19 protein-coding genes are annotated in these 23,530 nt (G+C 39.4%); 16 read left to right on the top strand and 3 right to left on the bottom strand.

Features of this window, described 5'->3' with window-relative positions:
• Positions 1 to 346 precede the first annotated feature (346 nt).
• On the top strand, positions 347 to 2,341 hold the full coding sequence (locus V7K61_RS14815) for a serine/threonine phosphatase (protein ID WP_335054105.1): 1,995 nt from the start codon (positions 347 to 349) through the stop codon (positions 2,339 to 2,341).
• 132 nt (positions 2,342 to 2,473) lie between these two features.
• A complete protein-coding gene (locus tag V7K61_RS14810; protein ID WP_335054103.1) occupies positions 2,474 to 3,760 on the top strand; it encodes a protein kinase domain-containing protein in 1,287 nt (428 codons plus the stop codon).
• A gap of 125 nt (positions 3,761 to 3,885) precedes the next feature.
• On the opposite strand, the gene V7K61_RS14805 is transcribed toward V7K61_RS14810, so the two are convergent.
• Complete coding sequence (locus V7K61_RS14805) at positions 3,886 to 4,104, bottom strand: DUF4327 family protein (protein WP_181930103.1); 219 nt, start codon at positions 4,102 to 4,104, stop codon at positions 3,886 to 3,888.
• A gap of 912 nt (positions 4,105 to 5,016) precedes the next feature.
• Here V7K61_RS14805 and V7K61_RS14800 point away from each other — a divergent pair.
• The 13 genes from V7K61_RS14800 to V7K61_RS14740 all read left to right on the top strand — a co-directional run bounded on the left by V7K61_RS14800 (position 5,017) and on the right by V7K61_RS14740 (position 20,170).
• The gene (locus tag V7K61_RS14800) at positions 5,017 to 5,442 is read left to right on the top strand and encodes a tetratricopeptide repeat protein (RefSeq protein WP_335054101.1); all 426 of its coding nucleotides are present in this window, start codon (positions 5,017 to 5,019) and stop codon (positions 5,440 to 5,442) included.
• Positions 5,443 to 5,501: 59 nt separating this feature from the next.
• A complete protein-coding gene (gene pseB / locus V7K61_RS14795) occupies positions 5,502 to 6,488 on the top strand; it encodes a UDP-N-acetylglucosamine 4,6-dehydratase (inverting) (protein ID WP_335054099.1) in 987 nt (328 codons plus the stop codon).
• The gene (gene pseC, locus V7K61_RS14790; RefSeq protein WP_335054097.1) at positions 6,449 to 7,654 is read left to right on the top strand and encodes a UDP-4-amino-4,6-dideoxy-N-acetyl-beta-L-altrosamine transaminase; all 1,206 of its coding nucleotides are present in this window, start codon (positions 6,449 to 6,451) and stop codon (positions 7,652 to 7,654) included. Before pseB ends, pseC begins: the two co-directional genes overlap by 40 nt.
• Complete coding sequence (locus V7K61_RS14785) at positions 7,651 to 8,388, top strand: glycosyltransferase family protein (RefSeq protein WP_335054095.1); 738 nt, start codon at positions 7,651 to 7,653, stop codon at positions 8,386 to 8,388. Before pseC ends, V7K61_RS14785 begins: the two co-directional genes overlap by 4 nt.
• Positions 8,389 to 8,405: 17 nt before the next feature.
• Positions 8,406 to 9,908: a UDP-2,4-diacetamido-2,4,6-trideoxy-beta-L-altropyranose hydrolase gene (pseG, locus tag V7K61_RS14780; RefSeq protein WP_335054093.1), complete on the top strand. Its 1,503-nt coding sequence runs from the start codon at positions 8,406 to 8,408 to the stop codon at positions 9,906 to 9,908.
• A gap of 12 nt (positions 9,909 to 9,920) precedes the next feature.
• Entirely contained in the window at positions 9,921 to 10,985 is a 1,065-nt protein-coding gene (gene pseI / locus V7K61_RS14775) for a pseudaminic acid synthase (protein ID WP_335054091.1), read from the top strand.
• A gap of 82 nt (positions 10,986 to 11,067) precedes the next feature.
• On the top strand, positions 11,068 to 11,676 hold the full coding sequence (locus V7K61_RS14770) for a class I SAM-dependent methyltransferase (RefSeq protein WP_335054089.1): 609 nt from the start codon (positions 11,068 to 11,070) through the stop codon (positions 11,674 to 11,676).
• Complete coding sequence (locus V7K61_RS14765; RefSeq protein ID WP_335054087.1) at positions 11,677 to 12,663, top strand: GNAT family N-acetyltransferase; 987 nt, start codon at positions 11,677 to 11,679, stop codon at positions 12,661 to 12,663.
• Between the two features lie 34 nt (positions 12,664 to 12,697).
• Positions 12,698 to 13,408, top strand: a complete 711-nt coding sequence (locus V7K61_RS14760; RefSeq protein WP_335054086.1) for a glycosyltransferase family protein — start codon at positions 12,698 to 12,700, stop codon at positions 13,406 to 13,408.
• A 14-nt stretch (positions 13,409 to 13,422) separates the two neighbouring features.
• Positions 13,423 to 14,394, top strand: coding sequence for a Gfo/Idh/MocA family oxidoreductase (locus V7K61_RS14755; RefSeq protein WP_335054084.1), 972 nt, complete (start codon positions 13,423 to 13,425; stop codon positions 14,392 to 14,394).
• Positions 14,395 to 14,402: 8 nt separating this feature from the next.
• Positions 14,403 to 15,671, top strand: a complete 1,269-nt coding sequence (locus V7K61_RS14750; protein ID WP_335054082.1) for a DegT/DnrJ/EryC1/StrS aminotransferase family protein — start codon at positions 14,403 to 14,405, stop codon at positions 15,669 to 15,671.
• Positions 15,668 to 16,648 carry a hypothetical protein gene (locus tag V7K61_RS14745; RefSeq protein ID WP_335054080.1) on the top strand — a complete coding sequence of 327 codons (981 nt, stop codon included), beginning with the start codon at positions 15,668 to 15,670 and terminating at the stop codon, positions 16,646 to 16,648. Before V7K61_RS14750 ends, V7K61_RS14745 begins: the two co-directional genes overlap by 4 nt.
• Before the next feature lie 69 nt (positions 16,649 to 16,717).
• Positions 16,718 to 20,170, top strand: a complete 3,453-nt coding sequence (locus V7K61_RS14740; protein WP_335054078.1) for an O-linked N-acetylglucosamine transferase, SPINDLY family protein — start codon at positions 16,718 to 16,720, stop codon at positions 20,168 to 20,170.
• A gap of 223 nt (positions 20,171 to 20,393) precedes the next feature.
• On the opposite strand, the gene V7K61_RS14735 is transcribed toward V7K61_RS14740, so the two are convergent.
• Positions 20,394 to 22,613 carry an O-linked N-acetylglucosamine transferase, SPINDLY family protein gene (locus V7K61_RS14735; protein WP_335054076.1) on the bottom strand — a complete coding sequence of 740 codons (2,220 nt, stop codon included), beginning with the start codon at positions 22,611 to 22,613 and terminating at the stop codon, positions 20,394 to 20,396.
• A 187-nt stretch (positions 22,614 to 22,800) separates the two neighbouring features.
• Positions 22,801 to 23,358, bottom strand: coding sequence for a type IV pilin-like G/H family protein (locus V7K61_RS14730; protein ID WP_335054074.1), 558 nt, complete (start codon positions 23,356 to 23,358; stop codon positions 22,801 to 22,803).
• Positions 23,359 to 23,385: 27 nt separating this feature from the next.
• Here V7K61_RS14730 and V7K61_RS14725 point away from each other — a divergent pair, with 27 nt between their 5' ends.
• The gene (locus V7K61_RS14725) at positions 23,386 to 23,526 is read left to right on the top strand and encodes a hypothetical protein (protein WP_335054072.1); all 141 of its coding nucleotides are present in this window, start codon (positions 23,386 to 23,388) and stop codon (positions 23,524 to 23,526) included.
• Positions 23,527 to 23,530: the final 4 nt, after the last annotated feature.

The following is a 23,530-nucleotide window of genomic DNA, read 5'->3' as shown; positions in this document are numbered from 1 at the left end:
GTTAAGAGTTAAGAGTTAAGAGTTAAGAGTTAAGAGTTAAGAGTTAAGAGTTAAGAGTTAAGAGTTAAGAGTTAAGAGTTAAGAGTTAAGAGTTAGAATTCTTCCCCTGCTCCCCCTGCTCCTCTGCCTCTCTGCTCCTCTGCCTCTCTGTCCCATGCCCCATTCCCCATTTATAAGGAATTGCCTGCCAATATATGAAATATTTATCTAATATGCGTCACAATTAATACTGCCACCAAAATTCATTGATAAACTACAATCTACTGTAGTCAGGGACAGCCAAGGCACCTTGGATGTTAGTGGCTAGAAGCACCTTGGAACGAACGGGAATAAAGGAACTTCCACTATGCTGATTTGCCCTCAGTGTAAATTTGAAAACCCCAATAGCAATAAATTCTGTCAAAACTGTGGCGCATCCCTGACTCACAAGGTCTGTCCTGAATGCAGTACAGATGATGTACCTGTGAATGCACTACGTTGTCATAACTGTAATACAGAATGTGGAACAGTGTTTTGGGCAATTATTGCTAAAGAAACGACTGGGGAAGCTTTGAGAGTAGAAGGAGATGTAGGAGATGTGGGAGGTGAGGGAGATGAACAAGCAATACCCGCCTCATCTCCTCTATCGCCTAGTTCTCAAATTACATTAGGTTCCTATTTAGACTCCCAAGAGCGCTATCAATTGTTAGATACGCCACTTGCCCAGACGGAAACTGCCATTATTACTGATGTGGGTGTGAGAGTTCTAGACTGCCAGCCGTATCAAATATCACCGATTGAGGCAATACTCGCAAGTCAGGAATCAGATTTGCTAACACCATCAGTGGAAGCGAGTGAGATTCCTCGCCTTGCTAAACTTTATATTGCTTTACAATCCCAAGGTGAGCGGGGGATACCGTCGATTCACGACGCATGGCAGCAAGGTGATATACAGGTATTAATAATCGAAAACCGCTCGGATTGGCAGTATTTACTCGACCTGTGGCAAGAAGAAACAACCAGTTCGTTAAAAATTTTACACTGGTGTTATGAAATGACCCAACTTTGGGCAGTATTGGAACCAGTAAATTGTCGTCAAAGCCTTTTAGATTTGTCGAATTTGCGATTGGATGAAGACCAAACGTTGGCACTACAAAGGTTGTATGTGGAATCATCGAATTCTCAGCCTGCCACGGAGTCGCCAGAAGATGCCCCTCACCAAACATCTGCTATTCCAGAGGAGCCGTTAACTATCCAAACTTTGGGAAGAGTTTGGCAAGCACTATTTAGACAGTCGCAACGAACTCAATTTGGCTCTGTAGTTCAGATGTTGGGGGATTTAGAGGTAGGTAAGATTCAGACGATCGCCCAATTGCGATCGCGTTTGGAGGAAATTTCTATTGAACTGGAAGCACTAGGAACCGCAACTTTGCCGCCAATAGAGGAGAAAAATACTGCTGTGTCCACTATCCCGCAATCAGATGAGTTAGGAGATATCATTAGCAAAATTGATGATATGCCAACTGTTGTGCTGGCGATGCAGTTAAGCAGCTTAGAAGATGCAGGACGCACAGATGTGGGGCGTCAACGTCATCATAACGAGGACTGCTTTGGCATTGAAACCAAAATTCAGAAACTGGAGTTCCCTAAAAGTCGAGTCTTAGAAGGGCATGGTTTGTATATTCTTTGTGATGGTATGGGTGGACATGCTGGCGGCGAGATAGCCAGCGAGTTAGCAGTCAACACCCTACGGCAATACTTTCAAGAACACTGGATTGCCAACCAACTGCCAACAGAAGATAGCATTCGTGAGGCAGTGTATTTAGCTAATGAGGCGATTTACAAGCTCAATCAACAAGATGCCCGTTCTGGAGTTGGGCGTATGGGTACAACTTTAGTAATGCTTTTAATTCAAGATACTCAAGCAGCAGTTGCTCATGTGGGAGATAGCCGTCTCTATCGCCTAACGCGCAAACAGGGACTAGAGCAAGTCACAGTAGATCACGAAGTTGGGCAACGGGAAATTAACCGAGGAGTGGAAGCAAGCATAGCTTACGCCCGTCCAGATGCCTACCAACTTACCCAAGCCTTGGGGCCTCGTGATGAAAACTCGATTAATCCCGACGTAGGTTTTTTCGACATCAACGAAGATACTCTTCTGCTGTTGGCATCGGACGGTCTATCAGATAATGATTTACTAGAAACCCATTGGCAGAGCCGCTTACAACCCTTACTTAGTTCTGGCGCTAACTTAGAACAGGGTGTTACAGATTTAATTGATTTGGCAAATCAATACAACGGTCATGACAATATTACTGGTATACTTATTCGGGCAAAAGTACGCCCAAATCTAGAAAGTTGAAAATTAAGGGACTGGGGACTGGGAACTGGGAAATAATTTTTCTACTCTCCAATCCCTAATCCCTAATCCCTAATCCCCAATCCCTAATCCCCAATCCCCAATCCCCAATCCATTTACCTTGTAGGTTGTATTGTGGTTAGTCTGACCCTGTTAGAACCGCAACAGAAAACGCCCCTCCAGCAGTGGAGCTTTGAGAACTCCTCCATAATTCGGATTGGTCGAGCGGCAGATAATCACGTTGTTTTAAATGATAGTTTAGTTTCGCGGCATCATCTAGAACTGAGAAAAGTCGGTGACGCTAGCAATGGCGATGCTTGGCAGCTGATTAGTCAAGGTACAAATGGGACTTTTCTCAACGGTATTCTTGTACTTCAGAGTCCGTTACCAGATAATTCCCTTTTGCAATTGGCACAGGGAGGCCCAATACTGCAATTCCAAATTCAGGAGGTAACAGTACTAGAAACTGGTTTGCGATCGCAGCAACAAATACAAGGGACAGAAGAAAACGCCGCTGAGACACTTTACTCAGCAAGAAATCTGGCAAATTTATCTTCAACTTGCACGCACGAAGGCAACTCTCCAAACAATGTGTTTTGCATCCACTGCGGTCAACCTCTCTCAGTCCAACAGAGAATTCGTCATTATCAGGTGTTGCGAACTCTCGGACAAGGAGGTATGGGTACTACCTATCTGGCTTGGGACGAGGCTGGTCTGATTGCGGGTATGCCACAACTGCTGGTGTTGAAGCAAATGAATGCTGATATGCTGAAAATTGTCAAAGCTCAAGAGTTATTTGAGCGAGAGGCGCATACTCTCAAATCCCTTAACCATCCAGGAGTTCCCAAGTATTATGACTTCTTTGTAGAAGGCGGAAAAAAATACTTGGCAATGGAACTAATCCACGGACAAGATTTGGAGAAACGCGTCTATACCACCGGACCAGTGACACCAAACCAAGCGATCGCTTGGATGATCCAAACCTGCGATATTTTAGACTATCTTCATAGCCAAGAGCCTCCACTGATTCACCGCGATATCAAACCCGCCAATTTAATGGTGCGAAGCTCAGAAAATCGCATTGTGGTGCTAGATTTTGGCGCAGTTAAGGAAATCGGCACAGCGCCCGGTACTCGAATTGGTGCAGAAGGTTACTGCGCCCCTGAACAAGAACGAGGACAACCTTTGACTCAATCTGATTTGTATGCAATTGGGCCAACGCTGATTTTTCTGCTCACAGGCGAAAACCCTTTCAAGTATTACCGCCAACGAGGGCGAAACTTCAGGTTTGATGTGGCAAAAGTTCCCACCATTAGTTCCCAATTAAGAGATGTTATCGATCGCGTTACAGAACCATTGCCACGCGATCGCTATCAAAATGCAAAGGAATTAGCTGCGGCTTTAGCTGCTTGCAAAGTTTAGAGAGTGGAGATTAGCGAGTTAGGAGTTAGGAGTTAGGAGTTAGGGGTTAGAATTCTTCCCCTGCTCCTCGGTCACTGAGCGTAGCCGAAGTGCTGCTCCCCCTGCTTCTTCATCCCTCCTATTCCCTACTCCTCATCCCAAGTTTCTACAGCTAGCAATTCACTAACTGGGTCTTGCATACTAAAGCCAAAGTCAAGCAGTTCTTGTTTCCAGTGCTGCCATTCATTACCATAGAGCAGAGCGATTTTCCAGATGCTATCGCTTGGCTTGATAATATTCGATTCTATGAGTGATTGCACGTTGCGCTGCAATTTCACCATTGGGTGAATCACTTTCTGAGTCATAACCTCGATTGAATTCTGATTTTGTGGGTAAATGCTTAATTAAAACTGCTTTCCATTCTGCAATTGTTGCCGGCCCGTAGAGTGGTGTAATTTGGTAAAGCTAGTCTTAACTTTCTAACTATACCATAACAAACTCTACTAAGTTACTGGTAAATTCGGTTTTGTACGGTAATTACCACCAGAAAATCCCAATTTTACCAAGCAGTCCTTAAACTTTTTGCAGAAGCCAGACAAAAGTTTTGGGATAAGGAGTAAGGGATGTTTATCTTTCCCCTTTTTTCTTTAACCTTTGCTCCTTTTATTTTTCCTCTTTACCTGTACCTTTTTTCCGCAACAGTGCAACACTACCTTTCGTAAGATATCTATATGTGGACGCCGAGCAGAATAATTAGTCCTCAGGGAAGTTCCACTAAGTAGCGTGACTGAGGACTACTGGGAAAATTCTGTTTGTTTAAATTAGGAAAAATATGCTTGCTTGTTGCAGTAGCTATAGGATACGAGCTAGTTTGAAATTTTTTGACTGACAGGGAAATTTGCAATTGAGTAGAGATATCTAGTCTTTACTGTTGATTTAAATGTTATTTACATTATCGCAAACATCTGGCTTTAGGCGAAATAATTGCAAATCTTTATATAATTTTAATATTTTGCTCAGAGAATAAGACTTGTTAGGGTACAGGGTAGGGTTTTGCTTTGAGATATAGGAGCGATGCCTACGGCGGTAAACTACGCATGGCAAAATTGGCAGTACAGCATAGGCTTACCATAAGGTTCTCTCGTATTCAGGGTCAGCATTTGAAGTTTGTGTAAAAAATTTTTTGCGAGGATGTTAGTTTCTGTTGAGCAGATGGGTATCCTCAGAACGGGAGGCTTGCTGATACCTAAGTATTTACCACAGCAAGTATGTGAGGCATGGCTAGTTCGGATGCAGAATACCTAATTACCCGCAAAAAGCAGATTCAGCGGCGACAAAAGATTGTCACCATAGTGTCGATGTTCTCGTTTTTTGGTTCTACGGTATTTGCAATCATTCCGGCAATCCAACAGGCTACTCAACCAAAGCCAGCAACTGCGTCTGCTTCTCCTGAGTCAGGATTACAGCAACAGGCGCGCGGCTACGAGTTGGTTTTACAACGGGAACCAGAAAACCAACTTGCTTTAGAGAAACTGTCTGTGCTGCGGTTGCAATTGAAAGATACGAAAGGTGCGATGGAACCTTTGGAGAAGTTGGTGAAGTTGCACCCTGAGCGGCAAGATTACAAAGTTGTATTAGAGAAGATTAAGAAGCAAGAGGGAAATAGCGATCGCAGCACAAATAAGCAGCCCAAATCTCAGTAACAATTTCACTTAAATATTTTTACGAAATAATTAATTTTGAAATTACAAAGAAATACAAGATGTTTAATGGCAAATCGATTTTAATCACTGGTGGTACAGGCTCCTTCGGCAAGCAATTTGTTAAAACGATTCTTAGCCAATATCAACCTCAGAAAGTCATAATTTATTCACGGGATGAACTGAAGCAGTATGAAATGGCGCAGGAGTTTAATGCACCAGTGATGCGCTATTTCATTGGAGATGTGCGCGATCGCGATCGGCTGCGTCTCGCAATGCGGGGTGTTGATTATGTTATTCATGCTGCGGCACTCAAGCATATTCCTGCTGCTGAATACAACCCAATGGAATGTATTAAAACTAATATACACGGTGCAAATAATGTCATTGATGTTGCCATTGAGCAAGAAGTCGAAAAAGTAATTGCCCTGTCAACTGATAAAGCAGTTAATCCCATTAATCTCTACGGTGCAACCAAGCTAGCAGCGGATAAACTTTTTGTTGCAGCTAATAATATTGTTGGGACAATGAAAACCCGATTTGCTGTAGTTCGTTATGGTAATGTCGTCGGTTCAAGAGGCTCAGTTGTACCCTTCTTTCAAAAATTAATTCGCGAAAAAGCTACAGAAATTCCCATTACAGATACACGCATGACCCGCTTTTGGATTACCCTCCAGCAAGCTGTAGATTTAGTGTTTAACAGTTTTGAAAGAATGCAAGGTGGAGAAATATTTGTCCCGAAGATTCCTTCAATGAAAATTACCGATTTAGCTGAAACACTTGCACCGGGAGTTCCAATTAAAATTGTTGGTATTAGACCAGGAGAAAAGCTACATGAAGCTATGTTTTGTTCTGAAGCTTCACATTTAGTATTGGAGTTTGGAGATCATTATGTAATTAGACCAACTATTGAATATGCTCATTCTGTGGATTATGCCTGCAACGCTTTAAGTGAGAAAGGAGTCCCCGTTGCAGAAGGGTTTGAGTATAGTTCTGAGATAAATACAGAATGGCTAAAAGGTTTCCAACTACTCGATATGCTGAAGTAATGAGTGACTACATTCCTTATGGAAAGCAAGATATCAGTCAACAAGATATTGATGCTGTAATTGAAATTTTGCGCTCAGGCTGGATTACTCAAGGCCCAGCTATAGAGAGATTTGAGCAAGCTGTTGCCAACTACTGTGGAGCGAAATATGCCGTAGCGGTTTCTAGTGCGACCGCTGCATTACATATTGCTTGTCTTGCTGCTGGTTTGAGTCAAGGAGATATTCTCTGGACATCACCAAATACCTTTGTTGCTTCAGCTAATTGTGGACTTTACTGTGGTGCAAAGATTGACTTTGTTGATATTGACCCAAATACCTACAATTTGAGCATCGATGAATTAGAACGTAAGTTGGCTGGGGCAGAAAAGCAAGGTTGTTTGCCTAAAGTATTAATACCCGTACATTTTGCAGGGCAATCTTGTGAGATGGAACAAATTGCCGCTTTATCACAGCGTTATGGTTTCAAAATTATCGAAGATGCTTCTCATGCGATTGGCGGAAGATATCAGGCACAACCTATTGGTTCCTGCAAATTTTCCGATATGGCGGTTTTTAGCTTTCATCCGGTAAAAATTATTACAACTGGTGAAGGCGGTATGGCGCTAACAAATGATGAGGAATTATATCAAAAATTGATTAGATTGCGATCGCATGGCATAACTCGTAATCCAGATTTGATGCAAGGAGAATCTCACGGTTCTTGGTATTATCAGCAACTAGAACTAGGCTTCAACTATCGGATGACGGATATCCAAGCAGGATTGGGTGCTAGTCAGATGCAACGATTAGATAAGTTTGTAGAACATCGCTGGTTTTTAGCCAACCGCTATAATCAACTACTGCAAGATTTACCTTTGATGCTGCCGTGGCAACATCCAAATACTAAATCTAGCTGGCATCTTTATGTGATTCGGCTCAAGCTGGACAAGATTAATAAAACTCATCGGCAAGTATTTGAAGAACTTCGCGGCACAGGAATTGGTGTGAATTTGCACTATATTCCAGTTCATATACAGCCTTATTACCAAAAATTTGGATTTAAATTAGGACACTTTCCACAAGTAGAAAAATATTACAAAGAAGCTATCAGTATTCCAATATATTATGGACTAGATGAAGAGAGTCAAGATAGGGTAGTAGCTTCGTTAAAAGAGAGGCTGATATGAAAACTGTAATTATTGTTCAGGCAAGAATGACTTCAACTCGGCTTCCCGGAAAAGTACTCAAAAAGGTATTGGATAAGCCTTTATTAGAATACCAGATTGAGAGACTAAAGCAAGTAAAGCTGGCTGATGAAATTGTGATTGCTACTACAACCAATAGTGCAGATTTGTCAATCATTGAACTTTGCGATTGCCTTTCAGTACCATATTTTCGAGACTCTGAAGAAGATGTATTAGCCAGATACTATGGAGCAGCTAAAGAACATCAAGCAGATGTAGTAATTCGCGTTACCTCTGATTGTCCGCTAATTGATCCACAAGTGATTGACAAGGTAATTCAATTTTATCTGGATTATAGATATGAATTTGATTATGTTTCTAACTGTTTAGAGAGAACCTACCCACGGGGGATGGATACTGAGGTTTTTTCATTTCTAGCATTACATCAAGCATTTGTCGAAGCAATCACACAACCTGATCGAGAGCATGTTACTTCATTTATTTATATGCACCCTGAACGTTATCGATTAGCTCAGGTAGTTTATTCAGAAAATCAAAGTTCACATCGTTGGACAGTGGACACAGTAGATGATTTTGAACTTATCAAAAGAATTATTGAAGCGCTTTATCCTGAAATTCCAAAATTTACTCTTGAGGATTGTTTAAATTTGTTCAGACATTATCCTGATTGGTCACTAATTAACGCACACGTAGAACAAAAGAAATATGCTGCATAACTATTAATTTATCAAAAATGAAGCTATTGATCCGAGTAGATGCATCAACACAAATAGGTACAGGTCATGTAATGCGTTGTCTAGCTTTAGCGCAGGCTTGGCAAGATGCAGGTGGTCAGGTTATTTTTGTGATGGCGACTGAAGCACCAGATTTGAAAACTCGGTTAAAAGCGGAAGGAATGGAAGTTATCCACCTGCCGATTCAAATTGGAAGTGCTGAGGATGCCGAAGAAACAGCGAAACTCGCACACCAGTTTAATGCAAATTGGGTTGTAGTGGATGGTTATCACTTCGATGCTAAGTATCAAGAAATCATCAAGGAATCTGAGCTAAAACTTTTATTCATTGATGATTATGGACACGCAAAAGAGTACCACGCGGACATTGTTTTAAATCAAAATATTCATGCTTGTGAGGGATTATACAGGAATAGACAGCCATATACCAAACTGTTACTTGGTACAAGCTATAGCCTTTTGCGGCGGGAATTTTGGCAGTGGCGGGGATGGCAGCGATCGCTCCCTCTGATAGCAAAGAAGTTACTAGTTACACTAGGCGGCGGAGATCCAGATAATGTAACTCTCAAGGTGATTGAAGGATTACAACAAGTAGAAATAGAAGGGCTAGAAGCAGTTGTTGTAGTTGGGGGAAGTAATCCGCATTATGAGCAACTGCGATCGGCTAGTCAGGAGTCAAGGTTTCCTATTCACTTGAAAAAGAATGTAACGGATATGCCCGATCTCATGTCTTGGGCTGATGTGGCAGTAACAGCTGGTGGAAGCACTTGTTGGGAACTAGCTTTTATGGGTTTGCCTAGTGTGATATTAATTTTGGCAGACAATCAACGGGCGATTGCCGAACAACTAAAGGCAATGGGAGTAGTTGTAAATTTGGGATGGCATGAGAATGTTTCTGCTGTTGAAATAGCATCGGGAATAGCGCAATTATTGATAACTGCTGGAAGGCGCGAAAAAATGACTACATATAGTCAAGAATTAGTAGATGGTCAAGGAAGCAGTCGAGTATTGAACTATCTAAAAGATAACTTTTTTCAATTGCGATCGGTGCGGCAAGATGATTGTCGATTGCTATGGGAATGGTCAAACGCTCCAGAAGTACGTGCGGTTTCTTTTTCCTCAAATTCTATACTCTGGGAACATCATGTTCAATGGTTCAAATCTAAATTGATTAACCCTAATTGTATCTTTTATATTGCAATTAATAAAAATGATGTACCTGTTGGACAGATTCGATATGACATAGAAAATCATGAAGCTACTGTTTCCATGAGTATTGATCCAAAGTTTCGTAATCATAATTATGGAAGTAGCTTGATTAAATTAGCTTGTAAAGAAATATTCTATGATTACGATATTACTAGAATTAATGCCTACATAAAACCAAGTAATCAGGCATCTGTTAAGGCATTTTCCAAAGCGGGTTTTCAGAGTATGGGAATAATCACACTGCAAGGACATCAAGCAATCCTTCTAATCATAGACAAGTGTAAATTTGATTAATTGAGAGAGTAAATGCGAGAAATTAACATTGCAGATAGAATAATCGGTGCTAGTCATCTCCCCTTCGTAGTTGCTGAAATTTCCGGCAATCATAACCAATCTTTAGAAAGAGCTTTAGATATCGTTGAAGCAGCTGCTAAAGCCGGGGTACATGCAATTAAAGTTCAGACTTATACTGCTGATACGATGACCTTAGATATAAATGAGGGTGATTTTTACATTAATTCCCCTAATAGTCTATGGCATGGTAAATCCCTGTATCAGCTATATCAGCAGGCTTACACACCTTGGGAATGGCACAAACCTATTTTTGAGCGTTGCGAGGAACTAGGAATAATTGGGTTTAGCACTCCTTTTGATGCTACCTCTGTAGATTTTCTCGAATCTTTAAATGTACCTTGCTACAAAATCGCCTCTTTTGAAAATACCGATTTACCTCTAATTGGCAAAGTTGCCAGCACGGGTAAACCGATGATTATTTCTACTGGTATGGCAACAATTTCTGAGTTAGATGAAACTGTTCGGACAGCACGAGAAGCTGGATGTCAAGATTTAATATTACTCAAATGTACTAGTAGCTATCCTGCCACACCAGAAAATACTAACCTGTTAACTATTCCTCAAATGCGTGAGTTGTTTAATGTGCAGTTAGGGTTATCCGATCACACAATGGGTATTGGAGTTGCTGTTGCTAGTGTTGCTTTAGGAGCTACATTAATTGAGAAGCACTTTACTCTGTGTCGCGCTGATGGTGGAGTCGATTCAGCCTTTTCAATGGAACCAGCAGAGATGCAGCAATTGGTAATAGAATCGCAAAGAGCTTGGCAAGCTTTGGGCAGTATAAAATATGGAGCCACTGAGGCTGAAAAAGAATCATTGCTTTATCGGCGATCGCTCTACGTTGCCAAAGATATGAAAGCTGGAGAGATTCTCACTTCAGAAAACCTAAGAGCAGTACGCCCAGGTTTAGGATTACCACCTAAGTTTTTCGACATTGTTATCGGTAAAGCAGTTAATCAACATATCAAAAAAGGTACGCCTTTTACCTGGAAATTAGTATTAGTAAGTGAGGAATAAAAAGCTCACTAATACACATAATAATGATAATTTTGCTTTTTATCTATATGTTTAACATCAAAAAGTGAAGGATGAATCGTCAATGAGTCAAGTTAGCACAAGTGTGCAGATATTACGAGAACACTATCAGAATCTTGTAAGAACAAAAGGTGACTCACCTGGTTCTGGACAGTGGGGTTCTATAGATGAATCTCTTGTCAGATATTTAGAACTTATAAAAATTGGAAACCTCAATGGATGTCGAATTTTAGATGTAGGATGTAGTATCGGTTATTTTGCACAATATTTGCAAGAACACAATATTATTTGCCAATATACAGGCATAGATATTGTACCTGAAGCCATTGAAATTGCACGTAAAAAATTTCCAGATATGAAGTTTGAGTGTTTAGATATAACTCAAGAAAGTCTAGAAGAAACTTATGATTATGTTTTTGTCTCTGCTGTTTTCAATAATTTTACACCTAACGGTAATCTTTTTCTGCAAACTTTAATCAAAAAAGCATTCTCTTTATGTGAGAAAGGTCTAGCATTTAATTTTATTTCATCTTATGTTAATTTTCGACAAGAAAATATGGCTTATTATGAACCAGAGGCAGTTTTAAGTTTTTGTATTCAGCAGCTATCTAGAAAAGTCACAATGATTCATCATTACTATCATTGTGATATTTGTATTTATGTTTACAAATAAATGAACACTAAAGATTTTGTAATTAATTGGCAGGAAATAGCAAATATTTGGGATGATTTTGTTGAAGATTCTCCTCAAGGAACTATTTTTGCAAAAACTGACTTTATCAATGCGTTAGGAGTGCCTTTTCAAATTATTACAGTCTATTTCAGACAGAAAATAGTTGCAGGTACTGTTATCTTATTTTCTGAAGATGGCAAGACATTATCCGCTCCTTTTCCTTTCACACCATATCAAGGACTGTTACTAGCCGACAATTCTACTAAACCAGATAATAAACGTAATTCTGAAGATTTTTTGATTTTAACTTGGTTTATAGAACAACTTATAGATAAATTTGAAAAAATTTCCCTAGCCCATTCATGGGAATTGCAAGATATACGACCATTTCAATGGTATAACTACCATATACCTGAAAAGGGAAGGTTTGAAGTTCAACTCAGATACACGGGTATATTAAAATTAACAAAATTTGATAGCTTTGACTTTTATCTCAGTTGCATTCGTGCTGTCAGGCGGCAGGAAATGCGGAAAGCTATCAAGAATAAATTATCTATTCAGGTATCTGATAATATTGATATTTTAGATAAACTACATCGAGAAGTTTGGGCTAGACAAGGAATAGAAAATACAAGAAAAGAATCTTACTTACTCAAAGCAATAGCTCATAAATCTTTAGCCAAAGGATTTGGAATACTGAAAATATGCTATTTGGATGTAATTCCTATTTCTGCAATTTTATTCCTCTTTGATCGTAAGCGTGGTTATTATATGTTTGCTGGTAATAATCCTGAATACAGAGAAAGTGGTGGTTCAACATTCTTACTACTCGATTTAATTGAAGAATGTTTTAAACGTAAATTGCAAGAAATTGACTTTGTAGGAGTAAATTCTCCAAATCGAGGAGATTATAAACTCAGTTTTAATCCAGAGATTAAGCCTTATTTTGTAACAGATTTTAATACCAATTTGAATCTTTATAAATAAATATAAAAAGTTAACTGGAGAAGTAACTAAAACTGTGAATCGTGTCATTGCCACAATAGAAGCCCGGATGGGTTCTTCACGGCTTCCTGGTAAAGTCCTCAAGGAAGCTGTGGGTAAACCGATGCTATTGCTGATGGTTGAGCGTATCCGTCGCGCTCGTTATATAGATGAAGTAGTAGTTGCCACAACTACTAATGAAAAGGACGAAGCGATCGCATCCTTATGCAGTAAACACAATATTCCTTACTTTCGTGGTTCAGAGGAAAATGTATTAGAACGGGTTGTGGAAACTGGGCGACATTATCAAGCAGAAGTTAGTGTCCTTTTAACCGGAGATTGTCCCCTAATTGACCCTTATGTAATTGACCAACACATCTGTGCCTTTTTCGCAGCTTACCCCCATGTGGATTACGTTGCTAATTGTGAAGTACGTTCATATCCTCATGGGCTGGATCTCATAGTGTTGTCTTGGAAAACACTAGCTCAAACAGTTGATTTTGCTTCCAGTCAACCCTTTCGTGAACATGTTGGTTGGTACATCCGACGACATCCAGAGCAATATCGTCGCTTGGATATCATTGCTCCTCCAGGCTTAAGTAATCCTTTTTTCCGTATTACCCTTGACTATCAAGAAGACTATGATCGCATCAAAGGCATTTTTGAAGCACTTTATCCCCAGAATCCCCAATTTACGACAGTAGACATTCTTAACTATGCCCAACAACAAGGATGGATTGACTCCTGAGAGAGATTAAACTTATGAAAGTGTGTGTCGGTATTATTGGTTTGGGAAAAATTGGGCATCGCTTTGGTATTTCCCCACAAGGCGATCCACTCAGCCATTCCGAAGGGTATGCTCAAATCCCTAATGTGACAGTTGTATTAGGAGTAGATCCAGATCCAGAGGCGTGTAGAGATTTTCAGCAACGTTTTTCCGAAGCACAAGTATACTCCAGTCTGAAAGATGTACCAGATCAGCTTCACCTCGACGTAGTATCAATATGTAGTCCCACTCACTTACACGCTCAGGGAGTTATTGCTGCACTGGCTTGGCAACCCCGCGTCATCCTGTGCGAAAAACCCCTTGCAGTTAATGTAGCAGAGGCAGAAATAATGCTAGCTGCTTGCTCTGCACAGGGCTGTATTTTGATAACTAACTATTCGCGTCGCTGGACACCAATGCTGAAAGCCTTGAAACATCTAACGAGTCAGGATGATGGCTTGGGAACTCCAACTGGTGCTTGTTTACGCTATAACGGTGGTTTACTGCACAATGGAACCCATTGGATCGATATGTTATTGGCTTTATTCGGATCGATTGCTTGTGCATATCGTCTGGAAAAATCACCTATTGCTGAAGATGACAGTGCTGAGTCAATTGCACTATCCTGGAACGGCGGATTAACTGCATATTTGATTGCAGTACGTGGAACTGGGTATTCAATCGGCGAAGGGGAACTCTGGGGAACCGGGGGTATGCTGCGGTATAGCGCCGGGGGAGGGCAAATCACTTGGCAGACAGTTCAACCTAGTCAGTGGTCAGGCTTTCAAGAGTTAGGTCAAGCAAAGATGATCTGTGAAGCTGGCTTAAAAGGCCACATTCTGGGTGCTGTCACCGAAGCTGTGCAATTAGCACAAATTGGCGGACAACCAACCTGTTCTGGCGCTGATGGTGTGCTTGCTTTACAAGTTGTTGAAATGGCAAGAAACAACAAATTTCTAATTAAGTAGGTAATTTGATGGTTATTACTACAGAAAAACCAGCTTTGCTGGGAGGTTCCAAGGTTTTTCCAGAGCCATTACCAAGGTATATCAGTATTAGTTCCCAGGAGACTGAAGCCGCTATTCAAGTATTGAAAAGCGGTATTTTATCTGACTATATCGGTGCTGCTGGACTGTACTTTATGGGTGGCAAAGAAGTTCACGCCTTAGAAGAACAATGGGCTAACTACTTCAATGTTCGTCACGCTTTAAGTGTTAACTCTGCTACTAGTGGTTTACATACTGCTGTGATTGCAGCTGGTGTTAGTTTTGGTGATGAGGTAATTGTGCCACCGCAAACGATGTCAGCAACAGCAACAGCAGTGGTTATGGCAAATGGTACTCCTGTTTTTGTCGATCATGAGGAGGCTAGTTGCTGCATTGATCCAGAAGCTGTTGAGGGTGCTATTAGCACACGCACAAAAGCAATTATCGCAGTCAATTTGTTTGGGGGCCCAGCCCAACTATTGCGCTTACGTGAATTAGCAGATCGACACGGTTTGATTCTAATTGAGGACAATGCCCAAGCACCAGGAGGTCAGCATCAGGGCCGTTGGTTAGGGACAATTGGGCATTTGGGAGTTTTCAGCCTCAATTGTCACAAAACGATTCAGTGTGGTGAAGGGGGGATTGTAGTCACTAATGACGATCGCTTGGCGCGGCGGGTGGCATTGGTACGTAATCACGGAGAGAATGCAATTGAAGCGGAAAACTGGGATGAAGATGCTGATATTGTTGGTTACAATTATCGCTTAACTGAACTTCAGGCAGCGATCGCTCAGGTTCAACTCCAACGTTTAGAAGAATTGACACAGCCACGGCTGAAAATTGCTGAAGCTTTAGACCAAGGGTTGTCTGAGTTTAAAGCATTGCGGACGACTAAAGTTGACTCTGGCGATCGCCATGTTTACTATACATATCCCATCTGGATCGATCCACAACAAGCTGGATTGTCGCGGGACAGATTTGTGGAAGCACTTCAAGCAGAAGGATGCCCTGTGGCGGGGCGTTATGTGCGTCCCTTGTATAGACTACCTCTTTTCCAAAAGTTGCAACAAGAAGGCAAGACAATTGTCAGTCATCCTACAGGTGTCTGTCCCATAGCCGAAAAGACATATAGCGAGACGCTTTTATCTACAACTCTCATCCAAATACCTGGGGGTATTGATCTAGTTGATCGTTTCATAGCTTCTGTGGCTAAAGTCCTGGCTCATGCCGAAGAGCTAAGTCGAGGGAAAGAGGAATGAAGATTATTGCGATCGCTCACGATCCAGGCGGTGCTAATGCTGTCGCTGCAACAGTTGCAGCCTTGCGGGCAGCAGGTACACAGGTTGAAGCCTATGCCAAAGGCCCAGCCATCCATCAGTTTCAACGCATTGAAGTTGCTTGCACGCCAGTTTCTGAGGAACACCAAACTCTTCTTGTAAATTTAACAGGAGATATTCTGCTAACAGGAACATCTCAATATGATGAGTTTGAACGTGATGCTATTTTATGGGCGAGGCAAGAGCATATTCCTAGTATTGCGGTCATAGATTATTGGGCAAATTATCGGCAGCGTTTTCAAGCACTTAGCAATCGTAATACGGAACCAACTTTTCCAGATATCATCACAGCTATAGATGAAGTCTGTGCAGCAGGAATGCTTGCTGATGGAATACCAGAAAAGCGAATACGCATTGTGGGACAGCCCTATTTTGCTTGGCTGATTGCTAGGCAAAAATCCAGAAAAAGTATTTTCAAACTTCCAGAAAATATTCTCTTTGCTTCTCAACCAAATGCCAATGAAATTGAGATGCTCCGTATCTTAATTAAGGTATTAACTGACTATAAAGATTTAAAAAAATTGCTCATCCGGTTTCATCCCCGCCAAGGTAAGTGTCCTGGTTCACTTGATTTGCTAGCAAGATCAAGCTTACCATTTGGGATTGACGAAAGCCCTAATATACTAGACACACTGCAACAACAGGATATTGTTTTGGGAATTACTTCCATTATTCTAATTGAAGCAGCCTTGATGGGGATACCAACAGGTAGCTTGGTTATGGGTGTGAATGACACGTTAATAACCAACAAATGGGGATTTACACTTCCCTTAAACACCCCAGAAAAGCTGCAAGAGTTTTTGTATTTTACCGAACATAGGGAAATAGACAAGCAGTTCTTTGAACAGCAATGCAATGCAGATTATCGAGTAGCACAGTTATGTAAAGCGATCATTTAGTTGCTTTGTATCTCCTAATAAATACGGCTTCAAAAAAAATTGTTCTTTATAGATTTGGTGTTAACAGATATGTCAACAGTTAGATTAATTATAGTTCAAGGTCCCAATCAAATGTTATATTCTCTTTCTGTCCTTCGTTATCTCGAAGCAACTGGAGAATATAAAGACTGTGAAGATATATTAATATTAGGTGGATATAGAGCCGACCCAAAACTTACAGAAGTTTGTTTACAAATATCTAAAATTTGGAATTTTAAATCAAAAATAATTTTACATGGGTTTGATTATTTATGCCAAGATAATTCTCTAGATTTTGTATCAGCATCAGAATTATTAAAAAGAGTTATCAATCTTCAATCTGTTGATGTTATATTTGTACTCCGCAATTGGCAATTTATCAATGAAGTATTTTTATACGCTTACCCTAGCGCTCGTAAAATATGTTATGGAGAATTAGGCTGGTTAGATTTTAGTAGTACTTTATGGAGTAATTTTTATGGCAGTCCACCTATTAATCCATCGGGTAAGTTTATTAAAATAGATGAGGCATATCCTGTGTTAGTACCTGTGGATGCAGACCATGCTTTTGAACAATGTCCCATTAAGGTTGTTGGAGGTGATTTTTTTAAGTCTGTTATATACGACAGTGCTAAACAGATCCAAGGACTTAGTAATTACTGTGCGTTAATTGTAGAAAAACTTGGTAGTTCCATCACCTTCGTATTAACATCATATGATACAGAAGCAGGATTTATTAAAAGTTACCAAGATGAAATAGAATGTTATTTGTCTTGCGTCTTACCATATACTCAGGAAGATGAAGCTATAGTTGTCAAAGGACATCCCAGGCAGATATATAATCAGTCGGAATTACTGGCAAATAAGCTGTGCGAATCTGACCGCAGAGCCTTTGTTGTTTCAGAATTTACCCAAGTTCCTATAGAGTTATTTATTCCTTTTCTTCCAATAAAAAAGGTAATTGCCCCTATGTCCTCAGCTTCTATAACATTGGGATACTTGGGAGCTTCTGAATTGGTTATAGGATTTGGTGAAAACTTAATAAGTAAATATATATCTCCTAAATGCCAGGAAACCATATTGATTGGGCAGTACCAACGAGCATTAGAAGCGAAATATTCATGTAAGCAAAATTGTGAACCAATCAAGTATTTAGAACTCAAAAATGACTTAAAACAATATTATCAACAGCAAATATATATTAATCTATCTGACGATAATCATACTCAAACATATGTTGATGAATTGACCGAAAAACATGATTTTGTTAATAAAGTACTTAGCTTTGAAAAATCTAAAATAGAGCATCCAGATATATCTTTATTGCAAGATTTGCTTGATTTGAGAAATCAGATGGTCGAATTTTTGTTAAAAATAGAAGTAAATTTACTTGAAATATTATACTCTAAAAAGTTAGGTGAATCTTATCAAGCGCTATTAAATAGCGGCATTAAACATGAACCATTCACTATTACTGAAGAAAACTTTTTGGTTGAAATATTAGGACATCTTGCTAAAGGATTTGATCAACCAAAAGCTATTCAATATCTGCTAGTAGCAATGCTGTACTGCCGCCCTTACCAATTACCTTTAACTTATAATCTGACTCTTATTCCTAATTGGTTATTTAATGACTATCTTCAATTTCTCTTACAACCTCCTCTTTATTTCCAGGATATAGGAGAAGCAAATATTTATTATGAATATCTAAGCATTATTGTAGATTACATACATAATAATGTTTCTAATAATTCAGATTCAAAATTATGGCAGAGCGTAGCACATAAATTTACAATTGAGGCTAACTTTATTCCATTGTATTTTAATACATTTAATTTAAAGGATATATACGAAAAACGCGCTAATATTATAGAATTATATTTAAAAAAATGTGATTTTCAAATCGACTATAATTTCCCAGAACGCTCCCCAGAACGGCAGAAAATTCGCCTTGGAATACTTGCAAGTCATTTTAGTCCACAAACAGAAACTTTTGCTACCTTATCACTGTATAACAATTTAAATAGAGATTTATTTGAGATTATTATTTTTACCTTACAAACTAGTAATCATCGCTTAGAACGATATTGTGCTGGTCATGCAGATACTTTCGTTCGACTACCAAATGATCTGTCTAACCAAGTGGAAAGCATTCGGGAGGCAGAACTGGATATCTTGTTCATTTCTACTAATGTGACCGCAGTTACACATGCAATTACCTTGATTGCTTTACATCGGCTAGCACGAATACAGATAGTTGACGCAAATTCGCCAGTAACAACAGGAATGCGTCATACAGATTATTACCTTTCAAGTAAACTTTCTGAAATTGAAGATAATGCTCAACAACATTATACGGAAAAGTTAATTACATTAGATAGTCCTCCTCAATGTTTCGATTTTGCAACAGAAGAGAAAATACTTGCTACAACTTCTATCAGCAGAGACAGTTTAGGTATTGCTACAAATGCTGTAGTTTATGTTTCAGGTGCTAATTACTACAAGATAATTCCAGAGCAAGAAGAAACTTGGACAAAGATAATTGCCAGCGTAACTAATTCTGTACTATTACTTTATCCATTTAATCCAAACTGGTCATCTTCTTATCCTTCTATTGCTTTCCGTAAGCGTATAGTTACTACTTTTGCTAAGTATGGTCTTAGTGAAGATAGGTTGATTATTCTTGAGGCAGCACCAAATCGTGCTGATGTTAAAGAACGTTTGAAAATTGCTGATATATACTTAGATTCTTATCCTTACTCTGGTATGACTTCACTCATTGATCCTTTAGAAGTGGGCTTACCAACGGTGGTAATGGAAGGAGAACCTTCTCGTTCTCGCAAAGGAGCGTCACTTTTGCGAGAACTTGAGATATTTGATTTAATTACCAACAATGAAGAGGTTTATATTGAAGTAGCTGTTGCTTTAGGAAACAGCCGAGAATTATGTAAACAAAAAAGTGCCACAATTAAAGAAAAAATGCTGAGTAACCCCATTTTTTTGGATAGTCTCTCTTTCTCAGCTAAAATAGGGAACTTATTCCAAAAACTTTTCAGTGACTATCTTGCAGATAGCCTAAGTGAAAATTTACGCTTAAGGGATATTAACTTAATTATTTTCCCAGATTGGCATCAATCAGAAGACTTAATAGGTTTTGACTTAGAACGAGTGATTAAAGCTCTTGCTAGTTATCCGGCGAGCCAAAACACCACTCTCTTAATTGTTATTACTAATATTTCTCTGGAAGACGCGGAAATTTTTCTATCCAGTGTGATCATGAATATTTTGATGAATTATGATACAGATGTTACTGATAAACTAGAAATTTCGTTAGTAGAGAATTGGAATGATATTCAGTGCCAAGCTTTGCTTCCGCATTTGAAAGCTCGAATTGTTTTGGAACATGAAAATCAACAAACACTGACACAGATAAAAGTAGAAAAGCTTCTATCCTATAATTTGGATAGTTTTATTACATCAAATTGTGAAATTACATCTATTTAACTAAAGCAACCTAAATCATTTGTGAGACATAAGAACCCCGACTTATTTCATAAGTCAGGGTTATTTTGTTTTTTGTTTGGGAGCATCCACTTTTGGAAGAAACATAATTCTGGTACTCCAAAAACCCTACTATATGGTTCATCTAAAAAAGTAGATATGCCGAAAGTGGATGCTCCCTTTTGTTTTACTCGTCTCACAAACTAAATTAGGATTGCTATTAAGGTCATTTTGCTTCTATGTACCTTTGCCACATCTGTTCGTAAGCTTTTTCCATTTCACGAGTGAATTGCTTACCATTCCACAAGGGTGCTATTTGTCTTGATTGGCGAAGTTTCCAAGAGATTTGCTCTCTTAAGGCTGCATCGTTACCCAAACGCACACCCCACTCTATATACTCTTGATCATTCCAGGCAATGCCTTCTGTGATACCCGCATTCATCATCATGGTGTAGCTATTACGCGCTGCAAACTGTTCACCGACTCTCGTCACCAAAGGGATACCCATCCACAATGTTTCTAAGGTTGTTGTCGCTCCGTTGTAGGGAAATGTATCTAATACAATATCAGCAATGCCTAAATTAGCACGATGAACTGACTCTAAATAAACTTGTGGTAAAAATCGTAACCGAGAACAATCTACACCTTCTTCTTCGGCAATTTGGTAAAAGAAGCGTTTAATTGTTTCCTCCTCAGCAGGCCCCTTAATCAAAAAGTAGCTGTTAGGTACTTGTTTAATAATTCGCATTTGCCACTTTGTCGTTTCTGGATGGCGCTTATATCCTCTTTGGGCGCTGAGATATACAACGGCATCCATAGGAATATCCAAGTCATCGCGGCGGAGAGTTGGTACACCAACTTCAAAACCATCTACTGCTATGTAAGTTTGAGGTAATCGCCAGATTTTCTCTGTATAGTAATTTTGTGCATCATCTGGCAGTACATAAGGATCTGCAATAAAGTAATCAATTGCAGGTATACCTGATGCATCCCACCCCAGCCAAGTAACTTGAATTGGTGCTGGCTTGAGTGCCATCACTTCACAAGTAATATCTAGAGTAATACTGTCAAGGTCAATTAAAATATCAATTTCGTCTTGATATATCTGGTCAGCAATCTCTAGACCATTCATACCTAATTGACGAGGTTTTCCTGCCTGACCTAGATACCACTCTTGGAGATAGTCATTTACTAATGTGTAGTTAACAAAGTAAGTATGAATATCAAATTTATCTCGGTCATGATGCTGAAATAACCAGCGAGCTAGCCAACCAACAGAATGATTCCTTAAAGCGTAAGATACATAACCAATTTTTAATTTTTTCGTAGCTCCGTATATTTTTTTGTTATTGGTATTGTTATGACAATAAATTTTTCCTTCTGATTGGGCAAGAGCTTTAATATAAAAGTTAAAAACTTCAGCTACCTGATTATGAATAGCCCGGAAATCCGCAGGAGCATCTTTAATGTGAGGTATCGCAAAAGATGGCGTAAGCAACCGTAATATTCTTCCTTCTTCTAAAGGAATTCGTTCAGCTTTAATAAACTGTTGAAACACAGTTTCTAATTCTTGAGAAGTTGTACATATCTCTTGCCAATACCCCCCTGCTGACATTAGACCTCTTAACAGCAAATGAAGTGCAAAAATTTTATCAGCCAAACCTTCTGATAAGGAATAACACAATCTAGCTATCTCTATCCCTTGAGAATAATTACGAGCATCTTGATAAAAAGTTGCTAAATGCCGCAAAATTTCTACATTATCTGGTTCCAATCGTAAATGCAAGCTAAGAATAGATGCTGCTAGCATAGGCTGCCGCAAAGTATGACCAATTTGCATAGCAGCGGGAAGCAGTATAGAGAAGCATTGATGAGTATCAGGAAAATAAGGAAGACTAGCTTCTATCAAATTCAGATTGACTGGATTTAAGGGTATAATATTTAAAAACTCTTTTAAAACTTGTATCAATAGTTCGATATCGATTTCTATATCTTCTTTTGCTTTTAAGCTCTCAATTAATCCCCACTTATTCAAATCATCAATTTCTTCAATTTTTTCTAACTTGAGACAAAGTATAAGGATTTGAAGTAAATTATTTATATAACTAGGATTAATTTCCCGCATATGCTGGCGAATTAACCAAGCTAGAGAATATTCTCCCAGTGTTTCACGCCTTTCAGCTTCTATTTGCAAAATTTGAAATAGTTGATTTGTCCAAATAGGTAACTGTTCTTCATCTGCCTCTGTCATTGGCAGCATCCAAGTCATTTGAGCTTCCGCTTCTTGCCCTTGTAGTAGCATTAGTAGTCCTAAATCCCAATAATAGGAGATAGTATTTGGTTCTATCGCTATTGCTTGCTCGTATAATTTGGCTGCTTGCAAATAGTTCTCTTGAATGAAGTATTCTTTAGCCTGAACTTGCCAATTATATATATCAGTAATCATCTTGATTCTTATAGAAAAAGGTATGGGCAATCTAATTGTGAATAAATCACAAAATTAAAATAGAGTGGATAGAAGAATCTACCCACTTCAGAAAATGCGTAATTTAGCTGAATAAAAGTCGTGATGACAATTAAAGTTCTATATCAAGTGTTGTCGGTGAGTAATTTTGATCTACTAACTCACATATCTACTTAGATAAGCTGGTGAAGCTAGTGGGGCAAGTCGGTGTTCCACTGGGAAAGTCGGCTGCTGCAAGTACAACTATATCTGAACCACCATTAACTCTAGCTTTATCAGCTTCACATAGAATAGCTATAGTCGTAGCTTCACTGGTAGCAGCTTGCGTTGCTACACCCACACCACCAATATAAGTTTTAAGAGGTGCAGACGCAAGTATTACTCCTCCTTGGTTAGTTACTTGACTAGGCCTGCCGTCAATTGTGTACTGGTAATTTGATGTTTTTGTTGCAATACCAAGACCTAATTTCCCAATTTCACCAGCCTGTGCAAATGCGTTTTGTTCTAGGTAGAAAGCCTGTTGCGCGCGATTCATGGAACCCACGTAAGTTTTCGCTTCTGACTGCTTGGCTTTGTTAGCTTGGTTCAAGAAAGAAGGTAGAGCGATCGCAGACAAAATACCGATGATGATAATTACTACTAGTAATTCAATAAGTGTAAAACCCTCATCTCCCTTCTTCTTGGCGAGGATGTGTTGGATAAATTTGGCTTTTAGTTCGGTTTTCATAAGTGTTTTCCTGGGGGTAGGAAGTGCTTGGGTGTTCTAGATGTAACTTACCCAGCTGCGATCGCTTTCCTATCACCTTCAGAAAAAAAGTTTGGGGAAGTACAATTACACAATCTAAAATCCTTACATCCCAAATGGCACAAACATCACGAAACCCCTGGTGTATGACCAA

Origin of the sequence: Nostoc sp., assembly GCF_036918015.1 — a bacterium.
In the GTDB taxonomy this organism is placed as follows: domain Bacteria; phylum Cyanobacteriota; class Cyanobacteriia; order Cyanobacteriales; family Nostocaceae; genus Nostoc.
This window is presented reverse-complemented; position numbering and strand designations above follow the sequence as displayed.

Excerpts from the sequence above, each read along its gene's own strand:
- pseC (WP_335054097.1), top strand. The coding sequence starts at position 6,449 with ATGGCTAAAAGGTTTCCAACTACTCGATATGCTGAAGTAATGAGTGAC.
- V7K61_RS14770 (WP_335054089.1), top strand. The coding sequence starts at position 11,068 with ATGAGTCAAGTTAGCACAAGTGTGCAGATATTACGAGAACACTATCAG.
- V7K61_RS14745 (WP_335054080.1), top strand. The coding sequence starts at position 15,668 with ATGAAGATTATTGCGATCGCTCACGATCCAGGCGGTGCTAATGCTGTC.
- V7K61_RS14750 (WP_335054082.1), top strand. The coding sequence starts at position 14,403 with ATGGTTATTACTACAGAAAAACCAGCTTTGCTGGGAGGTTCCAAGGTT.
- V7K61_RS14740 (WP_335054078.1), top strand. The coding sequence starts at position 16,718 with ATGTCAACAGTTAGATTAATTATAGTTCAAGGTCCCAATCAAATGTTA.
- pseI (WP_335054091.1), top strand. The coding sequence starts at position 9,921 with ATGCGAGAAATTAACATTGCAGATAGAATAATCGGTGCTAGTCATCTC.
- V7K61_RS14735 (WP_335054076.1), bottom strand. The coding sequence starts at position 22,613 with ATGATTACTGATATATATAATTGGCAAGTTCAGGCTAAAGAATACTTC.
- V7K61_RS14800 (WP_335054101.1), top strand. The coding sequence starts at position 5,017 with ATGGCTAGTTCGGATGCAGAATACCTAATTACCCGCAAAAAGCAGATT.
- V7K61_RS14730 (WP_335054074.1), bottom strand. The coding sequence starts at position 23,358 with ATGAAAACCGAACTAAAAGCCAAATTTATCCAACACATCCTCGCCAAG.
- V7K61_RS14765 (WP_335054087.1), top strand. The coding sequence starts at position 11,677 with ATGAACACTAAAGATTTTGTAATTAATTGGCAGGAAATAGCAAATATT.
- pseG (WP_335054093.1), top strand. The coding sequence starts at position 8,406 with ATGAAGCTATTGATCCGAGTAGATGCATCAACACAAATAGGTACAGGT.
- V7K61_RS14755 (WP_335054084.1), top strand. The coding sequence starts at position 13,423 with ATGAAAGTGTGTGTCGGTATTATTGGTTTGGGAAAAATTGGGCATCGC.
- V7K61_RS14785 (WP_335054095.1), top strand. The coding sequence starts at position 7,651 with ATGAAAACTGTAATTATTGTTCAGGCAAGAATGACTTCAACTCGGCTT.
- V7K61_RS14805 (WP_181930103.1), bottom strand. The coding sequence starts at position 4,104 with ATGACTCAGAAAGTGATTCACCCAATGGTGAAATTGCAGCGCAACGTG.
- pseB (WP_335054099.1), top strand. The coding sequence starts at position 5,502 with ATGTTTAATGGCAAATCGATTTTAATCACTGGTGGTACAGGCTCCTTC.
- V7K61_RS14815 (WP_335054105.1), top strand. The coding sequence starts at position 347 with ATGCTGATTTGCCCTCAGTGTAAATTTGAAAACCCCAATAGCAATAAA.